17 protein-coding genes are annotated in these 20,902 nt (G+C 63.0%); 9 read left to right on the plus strand and 8 right to left on the minus strand.

Translation table 11 applies throughout. The annotated features are described in order from the left end of the window. Window positions 1-58 precede the first annotated feature (58 nt). The 9 genes from puuE (at window position 59) to ACP15O_RS05565 (ending at window position 12,047) form a co-directional block, all read left to right on the plus strand. A complete protein-coding gene (gene puuE, locus ACP15O_RS05525; RefSeq protein WP_425095048.1) occupies window positions 59-1,471 on the plus strand; it encodes an allantoinase PuuE in 1,413 nt (470 codons plus the stop codon). Beyond that, a complete protein-coding gene (locus ACP15O_RS05530) occupies window positions 1,468-2,286 on the plus strand; it encodes a bifunctional allantoicase/(S)-ureidoglycine aminohydrolase (protein ID WP_425095049.1) in 819 nt (272 codons plus the stop codon). The genes puuE and ACP15O_RS05530 overlap by 4 nt, the downstream gene beginning before the upstream one ends. Window positions 2,287-2,360: 74 nt before the next feature. Further along, a complete protein-coding gene (locus tag ACP15O_RS05535) occupies window positions 2,361-2,849 on the plus strand; it encodes an ureidoglycolate lyase (RefSeq protein ID WP_425095050.1) in 489 nt (162 codons plus the stop codon). A 37-nt stretch (window positions 2,850-2,886) separates the two neighbouring features. Beyond that, the gene (locus ACP15O_RS05540) at window positions 2,887-4,236 is read left to right on the plus strand and encodes a uracil-xanthine permease family protein (RefSeq protein WP_425095051.1); all 1,350 of its coding nucleotides are present in this window, start codon (window positions 2,887-2,889) and stop codon (window positions 4,234-4,236) included. A 192-nt stretch (window positions 4,237-4,428) separates the two neighbouring features. After that, window positions 4,429-6,102 (plus strand): bifunctional protein tyrosine phosphatase family protein/NAD(P)/FAD-dependent oxidoreductase, encoded by a 1,674-nt coding sequence (locus tag ACP15O_RS05545; protein ID WP_425095052.1) that lies wholly within the window; start codon window positions 4,429-4,431, stop codon window positions 6,100-6,102. 24 nt (window positions 6,103-6,126) lie between these two features. Then, a complete protein-coding gene (locus tag ACP15O_RS05550; protein WP_425095053.1) occupies window positions 6,127-7,878 on the plus strand; it encodes a SulP family inorganic anion transporter in 1,752 nt (583 codons plus the stop codon). Between the two features lie 36 nt (window positions 7,879-7,914). Further along, the gene (locus ACP15O_RS05555) at window positions 7,915-8,604 is read left to right on the plus strand and encodes a 2-dehydro-3-deoxygalactonokinase (protein ID WP_425095054.1); all 690 of its coding nucleotides are present in this window, start codon (window positions 7,915-7,917) and stop codon (window positions 8,602-8,604) included. Window positions 8,605-8,696: 92 nt separating this feature from the next. Beyond that, entirely contained in the window at window positions 8,697-9,665 is a 969-nt protein-coding gene (deoC, locus tag ACP15O_RS05560) for a deoxyribose-phosphate aldolase (protein WP_425095477.1), read from the plus strand. A 45-nt stretch (window positions 9,666-9,710) separates the two neighbouring features. Then, window positions 9,711-12,047 carry an aldehyde dehydrogenase family protein gene (locus ACP15O_RS05565; RefSeq protein WP_425095055.1) on the plus strand — a complete coding sequence of 779 codons (2,337 nt, stop codon included), beginning with the start codon at window positions 9,711-9,713 and terminating at the stop codon, window positions 12,045-12,047. Between the two features lie 2 nt (window positions 12,048-12,049). Here ACP15O_RS05565 and ACP15O_RS05570 read toward each other — a convergent pair whose 3' ends face one another. The 8 genes from ACP15O_RS05570 to ACP15O_RS05605 all read right to left on the minus strand — a co-directional run bounded on the left by ACP15O_RS05570 (window position 12,050) and on the right by ACP15O_RS05605 (window position 20,836). Then, window positions 12,050-12,466, minus strand: coding sequence for a VOC family protein (locus ACP15O_RS05570; protein ID WP_425095056.1), 417 nt, complete (start codon window positions 12,464-12,466; stop codon window positions 12,050-12,052). Window positions 12,467-12,469: 3 nt separating this feature from the next. Then, window positions 12,470-13,597, minus strand: coding sequence for a THUMP domain-containing class I SAM-dependent RNA methyltransferase (locus tag ACP15O_RS05575; RefSeq protein WP_425095057.1), 1,128 nt, complete (start codon window positions 13,595-13,597; stop codon window positions 12,470-12,472). A 32-nt stretch (window positions 13,598-13,629) separates the two neighbouring features. Next, window positions 13,630-14,940 (minus strand): M16 family metallopeptidase, encoded by a 1,311-nt coding sequence (locus tag ACP15O_RS05580; RefSeq protein WP_425095058.1) that lies wholly within the window; start codon window positions 14,938-14,940, stop codon window positions 13,630-13,632. Further along, entirely contained in the window at window positions 14,937-16,271 is a 1,335-nt protein-coding gene (locus ACP15O_RS05585; protein WP_425095059.1) for a M16 family metallopeptidase, read from the minus strand. The genes ACP15O_RS05580 and ACP15O_RS05585 overlap by 4 nt, the downstream gene beginning before the upstream one ends. Window positions 16,272-16,346: 75 nt before the next feature. Next, window positions 16,347-16,862 carry a DUF3035 domain-containing protein gene (locus ACP15O_RS05590; RefSeq protein ID WP_425095060.1) on the minus strand — a complete coding sequence of 172 codons (516 nt, stop codon included), beginning with the start codon at window positions 16,860-16,862 and terminating at the stop codon, window positions 16,347-16,349. 52 nt (window positions 16,863-16,914) lie between these two features. Continuing rightward, complete coding sequence (lspA, locus tag ACP15O_RS05595; RefSeq protein ID WP_425095061.1) at window positions 16,915-17,385, minus strand: signal peptidase II; 471 nt, start codon at window positions 17,383-17,385, stop codon at window positions 16,915-16,917. Between the two features lie 112 nt (window positions 17,386-17,497). After that, window positions 17,498-19,084 (minus strand): bifunctional phosphoribosylaminoimidazolecarboxamide formyltransferase/IMP cyclohydrolase, encoded by a 1,587-nt coding sequence (gene purH / locus ACP15O_RS05600; protein WP_425095062.1) that lies wholly within the window; start codon window positions 19,082-19,084, stop codon window positions 17,498-17,500. A 21-nt stretch (window positions 19,085-19,105) separates the two neighbouring features. Beyond that, window positions 19,106-20,836, minus strand: coding sequence for a heparinase II/III family protein (locus ACP15O_RS05605; protein ID WP_425095063.1), 1,731 nt, complete (start codon window positions 20,834-20,836; stop codon window positions 19,106-19,108). Between the last annotated feature and the right edge of the window lie 66 nt (window positions 20,837-20,902).

The following is a 20,902-nucleotide window of genomic DNA, read 5'->3' on the forward strand; positions in this document are numbered from 1 at the left end:
TGAAACTGGCAAGCCCCCCGCCTGCCGTACAACCGTTCACACGTGAAAGAGGTTAAAAATGAAGCGTTACCCGCGCAATATGATCGGCTACGGCCCTCGCATTCCTGACGCACAATGGCCCGGCGGCGCCAAGGTGGCCGTGCAATTCGTTCTGAATTACGAAGAGGGCGGCGAAAACAACGTGCTGCACGGCGATGCTGCCTCTGAGGCGTTTTTATCCGACATCGCGGGTGCCGCCCAATGGCCCGGCCAGCGCCACTGGAACATGGAGTCCCTCTACGAATACGGCGCGCGCGCCGGATTCTGGCGCTTGCACCGCCTGTTCACCGGCGCTGACATCCCCCTGACGATTTATGGCGTCGCATCCGCCCTGGCCCGATCGCCCGAACAGGTCGAGGCGATGAAAACCGCCGGATGGGAGATCGCCTCGCACGGGTTCAAATGGGTCGAACACAAGGACATGTCCGAACCCGAAGAGCGCGCCGCCATCGCCGAAGCCATCCGCCTGCATACCGAAGTGGTGGGCGAGCGCCCCCTGGGCTGGTACACGGGGCGGTGCTCGGGGAATACCGTTCGGCTGGTGGCAGAAGAGGGCGGTTTTGAATATATATCAGATACTTACGATGACGACCTTCCCTATTGGCTGGAGCTTGGCGACCGCGACCAACTGATCCTTCCCTACACGCTGGAAGCCAACGACATGCGCTTTGCCACCGCGCCGGGCTACATAACGGGCCAGCAGTTCTTTACCTATCTGAAGGATGCCTTCGATGTGCTCTATGCCGAAGGCCAAGAGGGCGCGCCCAAGATGATGAACATCGGGCTGCATTGTCGCCTGATCGGCCGTCCGGGCAAGCTGGCCGGGCTAAAGAAATTCATCGACTACCTGTCTGGTTTCAAAGACGTCTGGACCCCACGCCGGATCGACATCGCGCGCCATTGGGCCGCCCACCATCCACACCAGCGGCTTGAACGCCCCAGCCAGATGGACCGCCACCGCTTCGTGCAGAAATTCGGCGAAGTGTTCGAACATTCCGCATGGATCGCGGATCGTGCTTTTGATCTGGAACTTGGGCCTGCGCATGACACGCCAGCGGGGCTGCACAACGCCCTGGCCCGCATTTTCCGCAGCGCAAGCCCACACGAACGCCTGAACGTGCTGACCGCGCACCCCGATCTGGCGGGCAAGCTGGCAGCCGCCAAGCGCCTGACCACCGAATCGACAGCCGAACAGGCCAGCGCCGGACTGGATGCCCTGACCCAGCAAGAGCACGCAGAATTTACCCAGTTAAATCAAGACTATACGCAAAAACACGGCTTTCCTTTCATCATCGCCGTCCGAGACCACGATAAGGCCAGCATCCTGGAAAACTTCAAACGCCGGGTTAACAATGACACTCAATCCGAGCTGGCCGAGGCGTGCAGGCAGGTTGAACGCATCGCGCGCCTGCGACTGGAGGACATGCTGTGACCAGCTACGCATTTCCGCCGGGGGGGCATGTGCCTCAGACCGGCACCCCCGAAGGCAGCGCCGTTTTCACCCAGGCCTACGCGGTTCTTCCGGCCCACACTCAGCGTGATATCGTCACCAGCTTCCTGCCCGGCTGGAACGGGATGCGAATGTGGATTCTGGCCCGCCCGATGTCCGGATTTGCCGAAACCTTTGCCCAATACGCGGTCGAGCTGGCCCCCGGCGGCGGCTGTGACGATCCCGAACCGGACCGCGAGGCACAGGCCGCCCTGTTCGTCGCCTTCGGAACATTACGCCTGTCCATCGGCGGAGCGCGGCAGGATCTGAAACCCGGACATTTCGTCTATATTCCCGCGGGGGCCCACTGGGAAATCTGGAACACCTCGGACGAACCCTGCGGCTTTCACTGGATCCGCAAACGCTACGAGCCCGTCGCCAGCCTGAACCCCCTGGCCGCCTTTACCCTGCATGAAACGGACATCCACAAAGCCGAGATGCCCGATTGCAACGGGGTCTGGGCCACGCAGCGTTTCTTTGATCCGTTCGATATGCGGCATGATTTTCACGTCAATATCGTCACGTTCCAGCCCGGCGGACGCATCCCCTTCGCCGAAACCCACGTCATGGAGCACGGGCTCTACGTGCTACAGGGCACCGCGCGCTATCTGCTGAACAAAGATTGGGTCGAGGTCGGCCCCGGCGATTTCATGTGGCTGCGCGCCTTCTGTCCGCAGGCCTGTATCGCCACCGGCAACGAACCCTTCCGCTACCTTCTCTATAAGGACGTGAACCGCCACCCCAAACTGACGCTCTGACTTTCATCTTGCCCCCAATACTCTCGGGGGGTGCGGGGGGCAGACAGCCCCCCGCCTGTCCCACGGAACCGCCCATGCCCCACTTGATCAAAATCGAGCCCCTAACCGCATCGGCCTTCGCGCCCTATGGCGATGTGCTCGACGCGTCAGGCACGCCGGACAGGATCATCAATCAGGGGTTCTGCGGCCGGTATCATGACCGCGCGCAGCTGGATTTCGGGCCGGACGGACGGGCCGGTATCTCGGTCTTTCAGGCCCAGCCGCGCACCCTGCCCTATACTCTGACCCTGCTAGAGCGCCACCCCGAAGGCAGCCAGGCCTTTCTCCCCATGAGCCAGCACGAGTGGCTGGTCATCGTGGCCAGCGATCAAGACGGCACCCCCACCGGCATCCGCGCCTTTCTGGCCGCGCCCGGACAGGGCGTCAATCTGCATCGCGGCACCTGGCACGGGGTTCTGACGCCTCTGCACCCGCCGGGGCTGTTCGCGGTGATAGACCGGATCGCAGACAGCCCCAATCTGGAAGAATACGCATTGAGCGACCCGATATTAATCAACCGCTAACCCCCGCCAAGAGGGGCCTCATCAACAGGAGAGAGGGATGACTGACACGACACTTGGAACGCCGGATCAGCTAAAGGATCCGAATTACACCCCACCGCTGGCCAAGGCGGTTCCCCTGGGCATTCAGCACGTCCTGGCGATGTTTGCCAGCAACGTGACCCCGGCGATCATCGTCGCGGGGGCGGCGGGGTTCGGCTTTGGCTCGAACAGCCCCGAGTTTCCGAACCTGATCTACATGATCCAGATGTCGATGCTGTTTGCCGGCATCGCCACGCTGTTCCAATCCATCGGCATGGGCCCCGTGGGCGCCCGGCTGCCGATCGTGCAGGGGACGTCCTTTGCGTTTCTGCCGGTGATGATCCCCGCCGTGGCGGGCCAGGGCACGGCCGGGCTGGCCGGGCTGATGACCGGCATCGTGATCGGAGGCCTCTTTCACTTCCTGCTGGGCACCGTCATTGGCAAGATCCGCTTTGCCTTGCCGCCGCTGGTGACGGGCCTGATCGTGCTGATGATCGGGCTTTCGCTGGTCAAGGTGGGCATCCAATACGCCGCCGGCGGCGTGCCCCTGATGGGCAAGCCTGAATTCGGATCCCTGGCGATGTGGGTGCCCGCGCTGGTGGTGATCGTAGTCACGCTGGGCTTTAAGTTCTTCACCAAGGGTCTGACCTCGGTTGCGGCGGTTCTGATCGGTCTGATCGCGGGCTATCTGGTGGCGCTGGCCATGGGGCAGGTGAATTTCGGCAACATTGGGCGTGCGTCGATGTTCGCGCTGCCGACGCCCTTCAAATGGGGGATCGAGTTCAACTCGGCCATCATCATCGGCATGTTCTTCATGGCCTTTATTTCCGCCATCGAAACCGTGGGTGACGTCAGCGGCATCGCCAAGGGCGGCGCGGGCCGCGAGGCCACAGACAAGGAAATCGCCGGCGCGACCTATGCGGACGGGCTGGGCTCGGCCATTGCGGGGGTGTTCGGCGGGTTGCCCAACACCTCGTTCAGCCAGAACGTCGGCCTGATCAGCATCACCGGCGTCATGAGCCGCCACGTCGTCACCATCGGCGCGATTTTCCTGATTCTGTGCGGGCTGATCCCGAAATTCGGGGCGATTGTGTCCACCGTGCCGATCAACGTGCTGGGCGGAGGCGTGATCGTCATGTTCGGCATGGTGGCCGCAGCGGGCATCAACATGTTGTCAGAAGTGACCTGGAACCGCCGCAATATGGTGATTTTTGCGATTTCTCTGTCGCTTGGCCTGGGGTTGCAACTGGTGCCGACGGCCCTGCAACACCTGCCCAAAACCGCGCAGATCCTGCTGACCAGCGGGCTGCTGCCGGCGGCGGGTATTTCGATCGTGCTGAACCTGCTGCTTCCCGAAGAGCTGGACTGAGCCGCAGCGAATCCCTGGCGTTAACGAACAGCGCCAACAGCTTCAGAAGGTCCGCAATCCCTGCGGACCTTTTCTTTTTGGGAATTTGTTCTGCGATTTCACCAAAATCCGGGCACAGTGTTGTTGAATTATACATTCACATTACATTATATGTCTGGAGCGCGAGGTGCCCGCCCCAAAAAGGACCCCCCAATGGACCCCAAGAAAATTTCAGCCGAACTCTCGGTTGCCGCTCAAATCACCCCCGAAGATGTCGCTGCCCTGGCTCAGGCCGGATTCCGTTCGATCATCTGCAACCGCCCTGATGGCGAGGCTGCCGATCAGCCCACATTCGACGAGATCGACGCCGCGGCCCAGGCGGCCGGGGTGCAGACCCGCTATCTGCCGATTGTCTCGGGCAAGGTACGCGACGAGGACGCCACCGATTTCGGCCAGGCCCTGCTGGAACTGCCCGGCCCGACCCTGGCCTATTGCCGGACGGGGACGCGCTCGACCACGCTGTGGTCACTGGCTGTTGCGGGCGAAAAGCCCACGTCGGAAATCCTTGAGGCAACCAAGGCCGCCGGCTATGACATGGCAGGCGTTGTGCGCCGCATCGTGAATGGCGGCAAAACCCCCACCGACACAGGCGACGCGAAATTCGACGTGGTGATCGTCGGCGCAGGAGCCGCAGGTATCGCCGTGGCCGCCAGCCTGAAGGCGCGCAAATCCGATCTGGACATCGCCATTCTGGACCCGGCCGACATCCATTACTACCAGCCCGGCTGGACGATGGTCGGCGGCGGCGTGTTCGATGCGCAGACCACCGCGAAAACCATGGGCAGCCTGATCCCGAAAGGCGTGCACTGGATCAAATCCGCCGTTGCCGCGTTCGAACCCGCCGATAACGCCGTCATTCTGGATGGCTGCCGCGTGGTGAAATACGACCGTCTGGTCGTCTGCCCCGGCCTGAAACTGAACTGGAACAAGATCGAAGGGCTGGAGGAAACGCTGGGCAAAAACGGTGTGACCTCGAACTACCGCTACGATCTGGCGCCCTACACCTGGGAACTGGTCAAGGGGCTGAAATCCGGCCGCGCGCTGTTCACCCAGCCTCCCATGCCGATCAAATGCGCCGGTGCGCCGCAAAAGGCGATGTATCTGTCCAGCGATCACTGGTTCAAAAACGGCACGTTGCAGAATATCGACGTGAACTTCATGAATGCGGGCGGCGTGCTGTTCGGGGTCAAGGATTACGTCCCCGCGTTGGAAAAATACGTCCAGAAATACGATGCGACGCTGAACTTCTTCCATAATCTGGTGGCTGTGGACGGCCCCGCGAAGAAGGCCTGGTTCGATGTGGCCAAGCCCGACACGCCCGTGGAACGTATCGAAGTCGAGTTTGACATGATGCATGTCTGCCCGCCGCAGACCGCGCCCGATTTCGTCCGGGTTTCGCCCTTGGCCGATGCCGCCGGCTGGGTGGATGTGGATCAGGCCACCCTGCGCCATACGCAATACGATAACGTCTGGTCTCTGGGCGATGTGATGAACGCGCCGAATGCCAAAACCGCCGCTGCCGCGCGGATGCAGGCGCCGATTGTGGCCGAAAACCTGGTGGATGACATCAACGGCAAATCGCCCACGGCGATCTATAACGGCTATGGCTCGTGCCCGCTGACGGTGGAACGCGGTAAGATCGTGCTGGCCGAGTTCGGCTATGGCGGGGCGCTGCTGCCGTCCTTGCCCAAGTGGATGCTGGACGGGACGAAACCCACCCGCGCCGCCTGGATCCTGAAGGAACAGATCCTGCCGCCCGTCTATTGGAAGGCCATGCTGCGCGGCAAGGAATGGCTGGCCAAACCCGAGAAAGTCTCGGCCAGCTAAGCGCCGCAGCAAAGGACATTTCCCATGCGTCTGCCCAAACTGACCCGCACCCAGATCGAGCGGCACCTGCCGATCCTGCAATGGTCGAAAACCTATGACAGGGACACGCTGACCAGCGATCTGGTGGCCGCGGTGATCGTGACGATCATGCTGATCCCGCAATCGCTGGCCTATGCGCTGCTGGCGGGGCTGCCGGCGGAAATGGGGCTCTATGCCTCGATTCTGCCGCTGGTGGCCTATGCGATTTTCGGCACCAGCCGGGCGCTGGCTGTCGGGCCAGTGGCGGTGGTGTCGCTGATGACGGCGGCCGCCGTGGGCAATCTGGCGCTACAAGGTACGGCGGAATATGCCATGGCGGCAATCACGCTGGCCTTTATTTCCGGCGTGATGCTGCTGGTGATGGGAGTGTTCCGGCTGGGCTTTCTGGCCAATTTCCTGTCGCATCCGGTGATTGCGGGGTTCATCACGGCCTCGGGTGTGCTGATTGCCAGCTCGCAGTTGAAACATATCATCGGGGTGGACGCGCATGGCCACACGTTGATCACCATCTGGGGCGATCTGTTCCGGAACCAAGACCTGGCCAACCCTTATACGCTGGCCATCGGGCTTAGCTCGGTCGCGTTTCTGTTTTGGGTCCGTAAGGGGCTGAAACCGCTGCTGCTGGGCCTGGGGTTGAAACCGCGCATGGCCGATATTCTGGCCAAGGCCGGCCCCGTCGGTGCCGTCGCCGTGACGATTCTGGTGACATGGGGCTTTGGTCTGCAAGACAAGGGCGTCAAGATCGTTGGCGACGTGCCCATGGGCCTGCCGCCGCTGACCATGCCGTCCTTCAGCGCGGATCTGTGGTCACAGCTGTTCATGTCGGCGGTGCTGATTTCCATCATCGGCTTTGTTGAATCCGTTTCCGTGGCGCAGACGCTGGCCGCAAAGAAACGCCAGCGGATCGTGCCCGATCAGGAACTGGTGGGTCTGGGCGCCTCGAACATCGCGGCGGCTGTGTCGGGCGGCTATCCGGTGACGGGGGGGTTTGCGCGCTCGGTGGTGAATTTCGATGCGGGCGCGGAAACGCCTGCCGCCGGAGCCTTCACCGCCGTGGGTATTCTGCTGGCGGCGCTGCTGCTGACGCCGCTGCTGTTCTTCCTGCCCAAGGCCACGCTGGCCGCCACCATCATCGTGGCTGTGCTGTCGCTGGTGGATTTCTCGATCTTGCAGAAAACCTGGACCTACTCAAAGGTGGATTTCGCCGCCGTTGCCGCCACGATTTTCCTGACCCTGGGCTTTGGCGTGGAAATGGGTGTGTCCGCCGGTGTGATCCTGTCGATCGGGCTGTTCCTCTATAAAACCTCGCGCCCGCATGTGGCCGAGGTGGGGCTTGTCCCCGGTACGCAGCATTTCCGCAACATCCTGCGCCATGACGTGGAAACCCACCCCGAGCTGGTGACCCTGCGGATTGACGAAAGCCTCTATTTCGCCAATGCGCGGTTCCTTGAGGATTACATCTACAACCGTATCGCCTGCGATGAGCCGATCAAACATGTGGTGCTGATGTGCTCGGCCGTGAATGAAATCGACATGTCCGCGCTGGAAAGCCTGGAGGCGATCAATCACCGGCTGATTGATCTGGGCATCAAGCTGCACCTGACCGAGGTCAAAGGCCCCGTGATGGACCGCCTGAAACGCAGCCATTTCCTGGACGCGCTAAGCGGCGAGGTCTTCCTGGCCCAATACGATGCCGTGGTGAAACTGACCCGGCCGCATCCCGTGGCCGCGCAATGATTTGACCCAATGCCGCGCAGCGCGTATCTGCGGGGCATGAGTGATTGGATCGGCATCATCGAAGACCAGACCGGCGCCCGCGGGTGGCGGTTTGGCTCGGACAGCATCACCCCGGCCTCGGGGCTGTCCACCGACGCGGTTCTGGCGCAGCTGGGAAACGCAGAGGTGTTCGTCATCACCCCCGCCCGCGCCACGCAGAAAGTCCCCGCCAAGCTGCTGCCCGAAGGCGCTTTTCTGGACATGACCGACGGGGCCTCGCGCCTGGCTGCGCCTTTGCGGCTGCAACTCCTGGGTTTTCAGGACGAACACCCCGATTGGGACGGCGTTGTCCTGTTGCTGACCGAAACGCATTCCTACTGGTGCTTTCTGTCGGCCCGTGAACTGGTGGGGTTTCAGGCCTTCCTGACGCCTCGGCTGATCGCGGCGCTGGATGTGCCTGCGCAGGCGGATGCCGATGCCATCGCCGATACCCTGTCGCGGCCCGAACGGCTGGCGGCGCATCTGGCTGCCTCGGAAAGCCAGCCCGACGCGCAAACCGGCCATCTGATCGGCGCCGAGATGGGCGCGGCCCGCGCCTGGTGGCTGGGGCAGCAGGTGACAGTGATCGGCCCCGCAATCCTGGCGCAGTCCTATGCCGCCGGCCTGTCCGCCCAAGGCGTTCCCTGCACCCATCACGATGATCCCAGCGCGCGCGGGCTGTATGTGCTGCGCAGCGCGCATACCTGACCCCACGCGCTGCCTTGTCAGCGCCCTGCGCCCGTGCCACCCTGCCTTTGAAACCGAAACGGGAGGCCCCGGTGCAGACCGACACCCAAGTGATGCAAACTCATCTGCCGCAAGTGACCGAGCCGCGCAATCCCGGCATGGGTTTGGACCTGGAGTGGGTCCGCTCGGCGCAGGCCAACACCTCGGCAATCGAGCGCCGCGCCGCCACGCTGGGCACCCGCCGCAGCGTGAAAAAGGATTACCAGGCCGCCTGGCTATGCAAGGCGATCACCTGCATCGACCTGACCACCCTGTCGGGCGACGACACCGCAGGCCGCGTGCAGCGCCTGTGCGCCAAGGCGCGTCAGCCCGTTCGCCCTGACATCCTGACCGCGCTGGACATGGAAGGGCTGACCGTGGGGGCTGTCTGCGTCTACCACGAGATGATCGCCCCCGCCGTTCAGGCGCTGAATGGCACAAATATTCCTGTGGCGGCCGTGTCCACCGGGTTTCCCGCGGGCCTGTCCCCACTGAATCTGCGCATCGAGGAAATCAAACAAAGCGTCGCCGCCGGGGCCCATGAGATCGACATCGTGATCTCGCGCCGGCACGTTCTGACCGGCAACTGGCAGGCCTTGTACGATGAAATGCAGGCCTTTCGCGCGGCCTGCGGGGATGCGCATGTGAAAGCGATTCTGGCCACCGGAGAGCTGGGCAGCCTACGCAATGTCGCGCGGGCCAGTCTGGTGTGCATGATGGCCGGGGCGGATTTCATCAAGACCTCGACCGGCAAGGAAAGCGTCAATGCCACCCTGCCCGTCAGCCTGGTTATGATCCGCGCCATTCGGGACTATTACCAGCGCACCGGGTTCCGTGTGGGCTATAAGCCGGCGGGCGGCATATCCAAGGCAAAGGACGCGCTGGTCTATCTGTCGCTGATCAAGGAAGAGCTGGGAAATCGCTGGCTGCAACCGGATCTGTTCCGTTTTGGGGCCTCGTCCCTGCTGGGGGACATCGAACGCCAGCTGGAGCATCATGTCACCGGCGCCTATTCCGCCGCCTATCGCCATCCGATGGGTTGAAGCCTGTGACGGGCGTCGCAATTTGAGTATTTGGGGCAAGATGAAATGAGTGTGAAAGAGATATTCGAGACCATGGACTATGGCCCCGCCCCCGAAAGCGCTGCGGAGGCTTTGGCGTGGTTGATTGATCAGGGCGATCGGTTCGGGCATTTCATCGACGGGGAGTATACCGCGCCCGGTGACGGGTTTGTTTCGAATAACCCTGCCACGGGCGAGGTGCTGGCCACCTTGTCTCAGGCCACGGAGGCAGATGTGGACGCCGCCGTGGCTGCGGCCCGCAAGGCGCAGGGGAAATGGGCGAAACTGGGCGGGCATGGGCGCGCGCGGTATCTGTATGCTCTGGCGCGGCTGATGCAAAAACATGCGCGGCTGTTCGCGGTTCTGGAGACGCTGGATAACGGCAAGCCCATTCGCGAGGCGCGGGACATCGACATCTCACTGGCGCAGCGGCATTTCTATTATCACGCGGGCATGGCGCAGTTGATGGAGGACGCCTTGCCGGGGCGCGAGGCGCTGGGGGTGTGCGGGCAGATTATCCCGTGGAACTTCCCTTTGTTGATGCTGGCCTGGAAAATCGCGCCCGCGCTGGCGATGGGCAACACCGTGGTGCTGAAACCGGCCGAGTATACCTCGCTGACGGCGCTTTTGTTTGCCGATATTTGCCGTCAGGCGGGGCTGCCCAAGGGCGTGGTGAATATCGTGACCGGGGATGGCTCGGTCGGGCAGATGATCGCTGCGCATCCCGATATTGATAAGATCGCCTTTACCGGATCCACCGACGTGGGTCGCCAGATTCGCGCCGCCACAGCGGGCAGCGGTAAGGCGCTGACGTTGGAGCTGGGCGGGAAATCCCCTTATATCGTGTTCGATGACGCCGATCTGGATTCGGCCATCGAGGGGCTGGTGGATGCGATCTGGTTCAATCAGGGGCAGGTGTGCTGCGCCGGTTCACGCCTGTTGGTGCAAGAGGGCATTGCCGATCGGTTCTACGAGAAGCTACGCACGCGTATGGGGACTCTGCGCGTTGGCAACCCGCTGGATAAATGCGTGGATGTGGGCGCTGTGGTGGACCCGGTGCAATTGCAGGCGATCACCCGGATGGTCGATGCCTGCAAGGGCGGTGACATTTTCCGCGCTGACACGGACCTGCCCGAGGGCTGCTATTATCCGCCGACGCTGATCACCGGGCTGACCTCCGCAGACCCGCTGATGCAGGATGAGATCTTCGGGCCTGTGCTTGTTTCAACCACCTTCCGCACCCCGGCCGAGGCGGTGCAGATCGCCAATAACACGCGCTATGGTCTGGCCGCGACGGTCTGGACGGAAAACGTGAACCTGGCGCTGGATATCGCGCCCAAGCTTGTCGCTGGTGTGGTGTGGGTGAATGCGACGAACCTGTTCGATGCCGCCGCCGGGTTCGGTGGTCTCCGCGAAAGCGGGTTCGGCCGCGAGGGCGGCTGGGAGGGGCTGCGCGCCTATACCAAACCTGCCGGAAAGCCCAAGGTGCTGAGCCCGATCTTACCGCACGAAGGCAGCGCCGGGCCGGATGGGCTGGACCGCACGCCCAAGCTCTATATCGGGGGGAAACAGGCGCGGCCCGATGGGGGCTATTCGAAACCCGTCTACGCCAAATCCGGCAAGCTGCTGGGCCATGTCCCGATTGCCAGCCGCAAGGACGTGCGCAAGGCGGTCGAGGCCGCGCGCGGTGCCGCCGGGTGGGCCAAGGCCACGGCGCATCTGCGGGCTCAGATCCTGTATTACATCGGTGAAAATCTTAGCGCGCGGGCGGATGAATTTGCCGCCCGGATTGATGCCATGGTTGGCGGGCGGCAAGGCCACAAAGAGGTGGACGCCGCCATTCATCGCCTGTTCACCTATGCCGCCTGGGCCGATAAATTCGATGGCGCGGTGAAGCCCGTGCCCCTGCGCGGCGCGGCCATGGCGATGCGTGAGCCCGTGGGCGTGATCGGGGTGATGTGCCCGGACGAGGCGCCTCTGCTGGGGCTGGTGTCCACGATGGCGCCCGCAATCGCGATGGGCAACCGCGTGGTGCTGTGCGCCAGCACGGCCTATCCGCTGGCAGCCACGGATTTTTATCAGGTTCTGGATACGTCAGACCTGCCGGCGGGCGTGGCGAACATCCTGACCGGCCCTGCCGAGGATCTGGCCGATACGCTGGCCGCCCATATGGATGTGGATGCGGTCTGGAGCTTTGCCTCGGCCGATCTGTCCCCCCGGATCGAGGCCGCCAGCACCGGAAATCTGAAACGCACCTGGGTGAATAACGGCCAAGCCCGCGATTGGGGCCAGACGGACGCCCAGACTTTCCTGAACGCCGCAACCGAGATCAAGACCATCTGGGTGCCCTACGGCGAGGGCTAGGCCTAAATGTCTGACAGCTCTTTCTGGTGCATCCATTCGGCGTGTTTGGGGGCTTTCTTGGTGCGTGACCATTCCTCCAGCATGTCCCATTTCACCGTGTTCAGACGCGCCAGCATTGCGTCCTCTTTGGGATCGGGGCAGGCCAGCTCTATGCGGTGACCGTTCGGATCGAAGAAATAGATCGAGTGGAAAATCGAATGGTCCGTGACGCCCAGAACCTCGACGCCGCTGGTCTCCAGATGATCTTTGAACGCGATCAGCTCGGCGCGGTCCTTCACCTTAAAGGCAATGTGCTGCACCCAGACCGGGGTGTTTTCATCGCGGCCCATTTCGGGTTTCATGCGGGCTCTCCTCTGGGTCGTGTGACGATTGAGGAGTGGATGTTTGTTGCATTTGCAACCATCAACGGGTGTATTCAAAGATCAGAGCGGCCCAGTGCGGAACAGGCGTACCTTTAGCCCGCCATGGGCGATGGGCGGTCCGGGGGGCACAAAGGGCAGCCCGGTCGCCGATGCCAGCGCATTATCCGAGGTCACGATCCCGACGCGCCACCCCTGGAACCGCTCTTTGAGCACCGCGCCCATCGCGCCATAAAGCCCGAACAGAGGTTTCTTATTCCCGATCCGCGCCCCGTAGGGCGGGTTCACGATCACCAGACCGGGCGGGCCATCGGGCGGGGTGATGTCCGCAATCGGCTTCATCTGGAAATCGGTCCAGGCGGAAACGCCTGCGCGTTCGGCATTGGCCTGACTCATGCGGATCGCCCCCGCATCCCGATCCGAGCCATGGTAGAGCGGCCGCGCCTCATGCACGTCGGGCGTAGCCTGCGCCTTCATCCGCGCCCAGGCGGCGGCGTCGAAACTGGCCAGGTGCTCAAAGGCGAAAGAGCGCGTCCGGCCCGGAGCCAAACCGGCGGCCATCTCGGCCGCCTCGATCACGAAAGTACCCGAGCCGCACATCGGATCCAGCACCGGCATCCCGGCCACGTAACCGCATTCCCGCAAAATCAGCGCGGCCATGGTTTCGCGCATGGGGGCCTTGTTGACGGCCTCTTTGTGGCCACGCTTGTGCAGGCTCTCGCCCGAGCTATCCACGCTGAACGTCACCAGATTATCGTCAATCCGCGCCTTAAGCACCATCTGCGCATCCGGCGCCACGGTCAGACCAGCCGAGGTCAGCCCGCCCTCGATCCGCTGCGCGGCGGCACCGGCGTGGTAGATTTTGGACTTCTTGCAGGTCACCTCGACCCGGACAGGCACGTCCGCACGCAGCACCGCGCGCCAGTCGAATTTCCTGGAACGCTTATCCAGCTGCGCCAGATGGAACGCCCGAAACCCGCCGATCCGCGCCAGCACCCGTGTGGCCCCGCGCAGCATCAGATTTGCGCGCCAGACCTCGGGCCAACCGCCCTGCAACGTCACCCCGCCCGGCACCAGCGCCGCATCGGCAAAGCCTGCCTGCTGAGCTTCGACGCACAGGGCGGGCTCCAGTCCGGGGGTGGCCACCAGAAAAATTTCAAAACGATCCGTCATGGCCCAGCCATAGACCATTCACGCGCCCGCAGCGACCGAATTTTAGCGCTTTAATTCGCGATCAGACCCTTGGGCTGCCCGACCACCACAAAGGTCAGCTTTGCCGGGTCAATCAAGCGTTTCGCAACGCGCTGCACATCGGCCAAAGTCACCGCGTTCACGCGCTCATTCCGGGTGGCGATATAGTCAATCGGCATCCCGCTGACCTGCATTCCCACCAGAATCTGCGCGATATTGCCATTGCCGTCGAACCGCAGCGGATAGGCCCCGGTCAGATAGGTTTTGGCGTCCTGCAATTCCTGTTCGGTCACGCCCTGATCCAGCAGTTTTTGCCATTCATCGCGGATCACCTGAATGGCCTGACCGATGCGCTCATTGCCCGACGCAACCGAGCCCATCCACATTTGCGCCCCGTCCTTATCGGCCAGATAGCTGTAAATCCCATAGGTCAGCCCGCGTTTTTCGCGCACCTCGTGCATCAGGCGGCTTTCGAAACCGCCGCCGCCCAGGATCAGATCCAACACATAGGCGGCAAAGAAATCCGGATCTTCCTGCTTGATCCCCGGCTGGGCGAAAAGCGCCATGGACTGCGGGGTTTCAAATTCGGTGACATGCACGCCGCCGGGCAGGTTCAGATCGGCCGCAGGGGGCAAGTCCGGGCCGGTTGCGGGCAGATTGCCCAGCAGCTCATCCATCAAAGCAGACAGATCCTGCGGCGAGATGTCCCCCACCGCCGAGATATACACCCGGTCTTGTGTCAGGGCGTTCTGGTGGGCGGCGCGCAGATCGTCCTGCGTCAGGGCCGAGACCGTCTCGATCGTGCCGCTTTTGACGCGGGCATAGGGGTGATCGCCATACACCAGCGTCCGAAGCGAAACCGAAGCAATATCCCGCGGGCTTTTCTGATCCGACAGAATGCCCGAAAGCACCTGCTGGCGCACGCGTTCCACCGCATCCGCGTCAAAGCGGGGCTGGATCAGGCTGTCGCGCAGCAGTGCAATGGCCTGATCGCGGTTCTCGGTCAGGAATTTGGCGGACACGGACACGAAATCATCCGACAGATCATAGGAGAAACTGGCGGCCAAATCCTCGGTGGCGCGGGCAAAGGCGCGGGCATCACGGTCGGCGGCACCCTCTTCCAGCAGGCCGACCATCAGGTTCGAGGCCCCGGCCTTATCGGCAGCGTCCAGACGAGCCCCGCTGCGAAACCGCAGTTCCAGCGCAGTGAAGGGGATCGAGTGATCCTCGACCAGCCAGGCCGTCAGCCCACCGGGCGATGTCACCTCTTGGATCTGTACCTCGGCCCGCAGGGGCAGCGCCAGAACCGTCAGGGTCAAAGACAGAAGAATACGTTTGATCATTGGCCTACCTCCTGGGACATCAGCCAGCCGGTGACAGATTTGCGCCGGTCCAGAACATTGCGCGCGGCGGACAGCACATCCTGGGCGGTGACGGCTTGCAGGATATTCGGCCAATCCTGCACGTCCTGCACCGTCAGCCCCTGCGTCAGGGCACGGCCATAGCGGTTCGCCAAGCCTTCGGTATTGTCCAGCGCGTAGATTTCCGAGGCACGGATTTGCAGTTTCACGCGCTCCAGCCGGTCGTCGTCAATGCCGGTTTCCAGCAGGTCCACCAGCACCTGATCCATCGCGTCCTCGGCCTGTTGCAGCGTCACGCCGGGGGCGGGGACCACAACCATATCGAAGGTCGTGTCGTCCAGCGATCCACCACGATAAAACGCGCCGGTATAGATCGCCGTCTGGCTATCGAACTGTAGCTTTTCCGCCAGAATCGAGGTGGTCGAGCCGCCCAGCACCTCGGCCAGGATGGTCAGGGCGGCGGCCTCTTGCTGGGCGCCACTGTCGCGTTCGGGCGCCAGATACGAGCGGCTGACATAGGGCTGGGCGACACGCGCGTCGCGATAGGTCAGCCGGCGCTCGGCGGTCTGAGGCGGCTCGGCGCTGCGATAGCGTTCCATGGGCAGGGCGGGATTGGCGGGAATGGTACCATAATATTCCTGCGCCAGCGCCAGTACCTCATCGGGCTGCACATCGCCGGCCACCACCAGAATCGCGTTATTGGGGGAATAATAGGTACCGTAGAAAGACAGGGCGTCCTCGCGGTCCAGCTCTTCCATCTCGTGTTTCCAGCCGATCACCGGCACACCGTAACGATGGTTCAGATACTGCACCGCGTCTTTTTGTTCCCGAAACAGCGCCGAGGCATTATTTTCGACGCGCATGTTACGCTCTTCCAGAATGACATCGCGCTCGGTCCGGATATCGTCCTCAGAGAGGCGCAGGTTTTTCATCCGGTCGGCCTCCATCCGCATCATCAAAGGCAGACGATCCGCAGCGACACGCTGGTAATAGGCGGTGTAATCGTAGCTGGTAAAGGCGTTGTCCGTGCCGCCATTCTGCGCGACCGTGGCAGAAAATTCCCCCGGTGCCAGCGTGTCGGTGCCCTTGAACAGCAGGTGTTCCAGAAAATGCGCGACACCCGACTGGCCGGGCGGTTCATCGGCCGATCCGGCGCGATACCACACCATATGCACGACGACGGGGGCGCGGTGATCCTCGATCACGACGACCTGCATTCCATTATCCAGAACGAAATCGCTGACGTCCCCGGCGGCCCGCAAAGGCGCAGACAGGGACAGGGTCGCCAGAACGGCAAGGGCGAGACGGATCATGGGCGCTCTCCTGTTGTTTTCCAGCAAGATACGCCCTTCGCGGCCCGCTTCAAGCGCACTGACGCGGATGTGAGATTATTCGTATTCCGGCGGAGCCGTGGGCACATTCGCCCCGGCAGCACGCCAGCGGGCGGCCTCTTTGTAGGCGTCCAGCCGCTGACGGCGATAGGCCTGATTGTAGCGGTCCACCTTGGTGATGCGAATCTTGGTGAACCGGGCCTGGCCCTTGCGGAATTTGGCATCCTCGGCCGCCAGATCCTGACGGATCGAGGGGCTCACCCCGTTGCGGCTGACATAGGTGACCAGCGCGCCCTCGGTTGCGGGAACGCCCGTCGGCACCAGCGCCGAGGCTCGCCCGCCCAGGGCCGCAACGGCATCGCCGCGCGGGTTCTGATCGGTGACATTCCCCCCACCCGGCGTGGGCGCGGGCAATGCGGTATAATCGGCCGGTTTTTGCAGCTCCTTGCCCGGCAGCACCGAGAATTCATCCGGCCCCCCCGTGAACGATTGCAGATCGCGCAGACGCCCGTCACCGCTACAGGCCGACAGGCCCAGAATTGCCATCAGAACTACTGCGCGCGACAGTCGCATCGCCACCCTCCAGATCAGATTGCCCCAGCATTAGCCGATCCTGCGGCCAAGGTCACGAGGGCTTTTTCGCCCCGCCCCACAGGATAAGCCCAAAAGCGCCGATAAAGATCGCAATATCGGCCACGTTGAAGGCATAGGGGTTTTCAAATCCGCAGCAGGACATGTTCAGGAAATCCGCAACGGCACCATACAGGAACCGATCCACCACGTTGCCCAAAGCCCCGCCAATCAGCATCCCGGCGGCGGCCAGTCCCAGTTTGTTCGGCGGATCGCGATAGACCCACCACAGAACGGCGCCGGAAATCACCAACGCAACCGCAATCAGCCCATAGCGCGCCAGATCCGAGCCACTGGACAACAGTCCGAAATTCACGCCCTCGTTCCACGCCATGCGCAGATTCAGCAGGGGCGGCAGCACGTCGATCTCGCCCAGCGTGCGCAGGTCAAGCATATGCACGACCAGATATTTGCTGGCCTGATCCAATAGAAATGTCCAGAAGCCTGCCCAGAAAACCAGCCTCATTTACTTGCCCTATTCTGCCCCGGTGCGGGTCCGTTCAGCGGACCTCGGTCATGGTATTTCCGGCGAGCATACAGCAGCCCGCCGGATTAGTGTAGGTTTGATTCTTCCGCCCTTAGTGGCGGAAATGGCGCATCCCGGTGAACACCATCGCCAGCCCGCGTTCGTTTGCGGCGTCGATGACCTCTTGGTCACGCATAGAGCCGCCGGGCTGGATCAGCGCCGTCGCGCCGGCCTCGGCCGCGGTGATCAGACCGTCGGCAAAGGGGAAGAACGCGTCCGACGCCACAACCGAGCCTTGGGTCAGCGGGGCATCCAGGCCCATGACCTCGGCCATGTCCTGGGCCTTGCGGGCAGCGATCCGGGTGCTGTCCACGCGGCTCATCTGGCCTGCGCCGACACCGACGGTGGCCCCGTCCTTGACATAGATGATGGCGTTGGATTTGACGTGCTTGGCCACTTTCCACGCGAACAGCAAGTCGCGCAGCTCGGCCTCGGTGGGCTGACGTTCGGTGACAACCTTCAGATCGTCCAGCGTGATCGCCCCATTATCCTTACCCTGCACCAGGAAGCCGCCCGCGACCTGACGATAGGTGGTGATCACCGATTTCGGTTCAGGCAGCGCGCCGGTGGTCAGCAGACGCAGGTTTTTCTTGGCGGCAAAGACGGCTTTGGCCTCGTCGGTGGCCTCGGGCGCGATGACGACCTCGGTGAAGATTTTCGAAATCTCCTCGGCGGTGGGGCCGTCCAGAGTCTGGTTCAGCGCGATGATCCCGCCAAAGGCCGAGGTACGATCACAATCGAAGGCGCGGCTGTACGCCTCGGCCAGGGTCGCGCCGGATGCCACACCGCAGGGGTTGGCGTGTTTGATGATCGCACAGGCGGGCGCATCGGTGCCGAATTCCGCGACCAGTTCGAACGCGGCATCGGTGTCGTTGATGTTGTTATAGGACAGTTCCTTGCCCTGATGCTGCTGCGCGGTGGACACCCCGGCGCGGGCGCTGCCATCCTTGTAAAACGCCGCCGACTGGTGCGGGTTTTCGCCGTAACGCAGAGTCTGGGCCAGCTCGCCAGCGAACACGCGGCGGCGTGGGGTTTCTTCGCCAATCGCGCCAGCCATCCAGGTGGAAACAGCCGCATCATAAGCCCCGGTGCGGGCATAGGCGATCTGCGCCAGTTTCTGACGGAACGCGTACGAGGTCTGGCCGTCATTGGCGTCCAGCTCGGCCAGCAGGGCGTCGTAATCCTGCACATCCACAACGGTGGTGACAAAGCCGTGGTTCTTTGCGGCGGCGCGGATCATGGCGGGGCCGCCGATGTCGATATTCTCGATCATCTCGGCATAGTCAGCACCGCGCGCCAGGGCGGCCTCGAACGGGTAGAGATTCACGACCAGCAGGTCGATCCCGCCGATGTCATGCTGCTCCATGGCCGCAACGTGATCATCATTGTCGCGCAGCGCCAGCAGACCGCCATGCACCTTGGGGTGCAGGGTTTTGACGCGGCCGTCCATCATTTCGGGAAAGCCAGTGACATCCGCCACGTCGCGCACATCCAGCCCCGCATCGCGCAGCGCCTTGGCCGAGCCCCCGGTCGAGAGCAGCTCCACACCGCGCGCGGCCAGCGCCTGGCCCAGCTCGGTCAGGCCGGTTTTGTCGGAAACGGAAATCAACGCGCGGCGCACGGGATAGAGATCGGTCATGGGGCAGCTCTTTGGTTCAGTTCAGGTCAGGTCCGGGTCGTCCCGGTTCAGGTCACGGATACTGATGGGCGTATCCTGCGCCTTGGCCAGGGACCAACGGATGCGCGTCGCATAGTCCATCGCGCGCCCAGATAAAACGATTTGTTTGGTCGCACGGGGGCGTAAACGGCCTTTTTCCAGATAAACCGAGGGTTCAAGCGTCATTTGCGCCACCCCTTCGTGCCGGAACAGCCACAATTCCCCGCTTTTCAGCGCCAATGAAATCGAGGCCCCGCCCATATCCACGGTCGCGTCCACCTCAGGGTGGAGGTGGAAACGGATCTGGTAGGGAATGCCCTGCAAGGCCACCGTCTGCGGGCGTTTGTCGAATCGGCGCTTGGCCTTGGTGTTCAGCGCAACCAGCAGTTCCTCGCCGGCCATGGCGCGTCCGTCAAAGGTCATTTCCAGCGTGCGGGCATGGGTCAGCCCGTAGGATTTGACATACCCGTCATGCGCGCCTTCGAACCGGGTGCCGTCCGGGGCCTGGGACACCTCGATCGGGACATCCGTGGGCAGGTCCACCAGCAGGTCGGATTTGCTGCGCGCGCCAAGCCGGGCGCTGGACAGACCGTCCAGACATAATGTCGAATGGCTGGGCGTTGCGCGCCCCGCACGGCGCCATTTCGCCCCAAAGATCGCCCCCGACCCGCAATTCACAATGACCGGACGCCGCCCCGAGGTCAGCTCGAATGCCAGGGTCGAGGCATGGGCATTATAAGACGCCTTGCCCGCGGGCGGCGGGCCGGCATCCACCACAACCGAGCTGCGCCCCGCCGACAGCCGCGCATAGCCCATCGCCAACCCATCGGGCGCGCGGCCTTTGACACCCGAGGCCGCCAGGGCCGTGTCCAGCCGCCCCTCGGCCCCGCGTCCACCCCCATGAAACCGCGCCAGCCCGCCATCCGCATGGCGCAGCGTGCGTAATGTCGGCGCAATCCGTTCTATCGCGGCCTGATGTTCGGGGGGGATCGGCCGGCCGGCCTCGGACAGGGCAGCGGCGGCCCAGGTCAGCAGGGTAAAGACCTCCAGCAGCTCTTCGGGGTTGCGAGTGGGGATACCGCCCTGCCCGTCCACCTGCGAGGCGCAATCCTTTGCCAGCGCCTTCACCGCCGGTTCCACATGTCGGGCCATGCCCTCTAGGGACAGCCCCGCATAGATCAGCCCGGTCAGCGCCTCGAAACGCGGCAGCCCCGGTGAACAGGTGTGCCAGCGGCGCGACAGGAAAATCGTCTGCCGCGAAAGCGAGCGGTAAAACGCGTCGGACTGGTCCTTGTCCACCCCGCGCAGCACGAACAGAGCATGATGTATCCAGCGAATGATCCGCCGTCCGGTCAGATCAGGGATCCAGCCTTCGCCCTTGCCCGCGCCGAACCGCGCGATCCATTCCCACAGCCAGTCCTGCGCGCGCTCGCGAGTTTTCATATCCGCCACCGCCGCCAGATCATCCAGCCAGCCAAACCCGTGCAGCTCTTCTGCATAGGCCAGGTCCGGGGCCTCGATGTCCCACAGCTGCCGGTCCGAGGATTCGACCAGATGTCCGGCAAACAAGAAGTTCCCGGCCACCAACTGACGCCCACGCGCAAAGCTGCCGATGGTGCGGGGCTCGGGCTGGCTGACGAAACCTGTGGCAGGGCGCGCAAAACCGCTGAGCCGGGCATGAAGCCGGTGCATCCAGCGCGTCGGGCGCGCCGTCATCCTGTCGGGTTTGACCATTTGCTCTGCCTCTCGCGCTCTGACGGCGGGTTGCAGGCAGGATACCGTGCGCGCGGGCATCTGTCA

It is taken from the genome of Youngimonas ophiurae (nom. illeg.) (assembly GCF_049803795.1).
Classification (GTDB): domain Bacteria; phylum Pseudomonadota; class Alphaproteobacteria; order Rhodobacterales; family Rhodobacteraceae; genus Thalassobius.

Excerpts from the sequence above, each read along its gene's own strand:
- puuE (WP_425095048.1), top strand. The coding sequence starts at position 59 with ATGAAGCGTTACCCGCGCAATATGATCGGCTACGGCCCTCGCATTCCT.
- ACP15O_RS05535 (WP_425095050.1), top strand. The coding sequence starts at position 2,361 with ATGCCCCACTTGATCAAAATCGAGCCCCTAACCGCATCGGCCTTCGCG.
- ACP15O_RS05540 (WP_425095051.1), top strand. The coding sequence starts at position 2,887 with ATGACTGACACGACACTTGGAACGCCGGATCAGCTAAAGGATCCGAAT.
- ACP15O_RS05545 (WP_425095052.1), top strand. The coding sequence starts at position 4,429 with ATGGACCCCAAGAAAATTTCAGCCGAACTCTCGGTTGCCGCTCAAATC.
- ACP15O_RS05550 (WP_425095053.1), top strand. The coding sequence starts at position 6,127 with ATGCGTCTGCCCAAACTGACCCGCACCCAGATCGAGCGGCACCTGCCG.
- ACP15O_RS05555 (WP_425095054.1), top strand. The coding sequence starts at position 7,915 with ATGAGTGATTGGATCGGCATCATCGAAGACCAGACCGGCGCCCGCGGG.
- deoC (WP_425095477.1), top strand. The coding sequence starts at position 8,697 with ATGCAAACTCATCTGCCGCAAGTGACCGAGCCGCGCAATCCCGGCATG.
- ACP15O_RS05565 (WP_425095055.1), top strand. The coding sequence starts at position 9,711 with ATGAGTGTGAAAGAGATATTCGAGACCATGGACTATGGCCCCGCCCCC.
- ACP15O_RS05575 (WP_425095057.1), bottom strand. The coding sequence starts at position 13,597 with ATGGTCTATGGCTGGGCCATGACGGATCGTTTTGAAATTTTTCTGGTG.
- ACP15O_RS05580 (WP_425095058.1), bottom strand. The coding sequence starts at position 14,940 with ATGATCAAACGTATTCTTCTGTCTTTGACCCTGACGGTTCTGGCGCTG.
- ACP15O_RS05585 (WP_425095059.1), bottom strand. The coding sequence starts at position 16,271 with ATGATCCGTCTCGCCCTTGCCGTTCTGGCGACCCTGTCCCTGTCTGCG.
- ACP15O_RS05590 (WP_425095060.1), bottom strand. The coding sequence starts at position 16,862 with ATGCGACTGTCGCGCGCAGTAGTTCTGATGGCAATTCTGGGCCTGTCG.
- lspA (WP_425095061.1), bottom strand. The coding sequence starts at position 17,385 with ATGAGGCTGGTTTTCTGGGCAGGCTTCTGGACATTTCTATTGGATCAG.
- purH (WP_425095062.1), bottom strand. The coding sequence starts at position 19,084 with ATGACCGATCTCTATCCCGTGCGCCGCGCGTTGATTTCCGTTTCCGAC.
- ACP15O_RS05605 (WP_425095063.1), bottom strand. The coding sequence starts at position 20,836 with ATGGTCAAACCCGACAGGATGACGGCGCGCCCGACGCGCTGGATGCAC.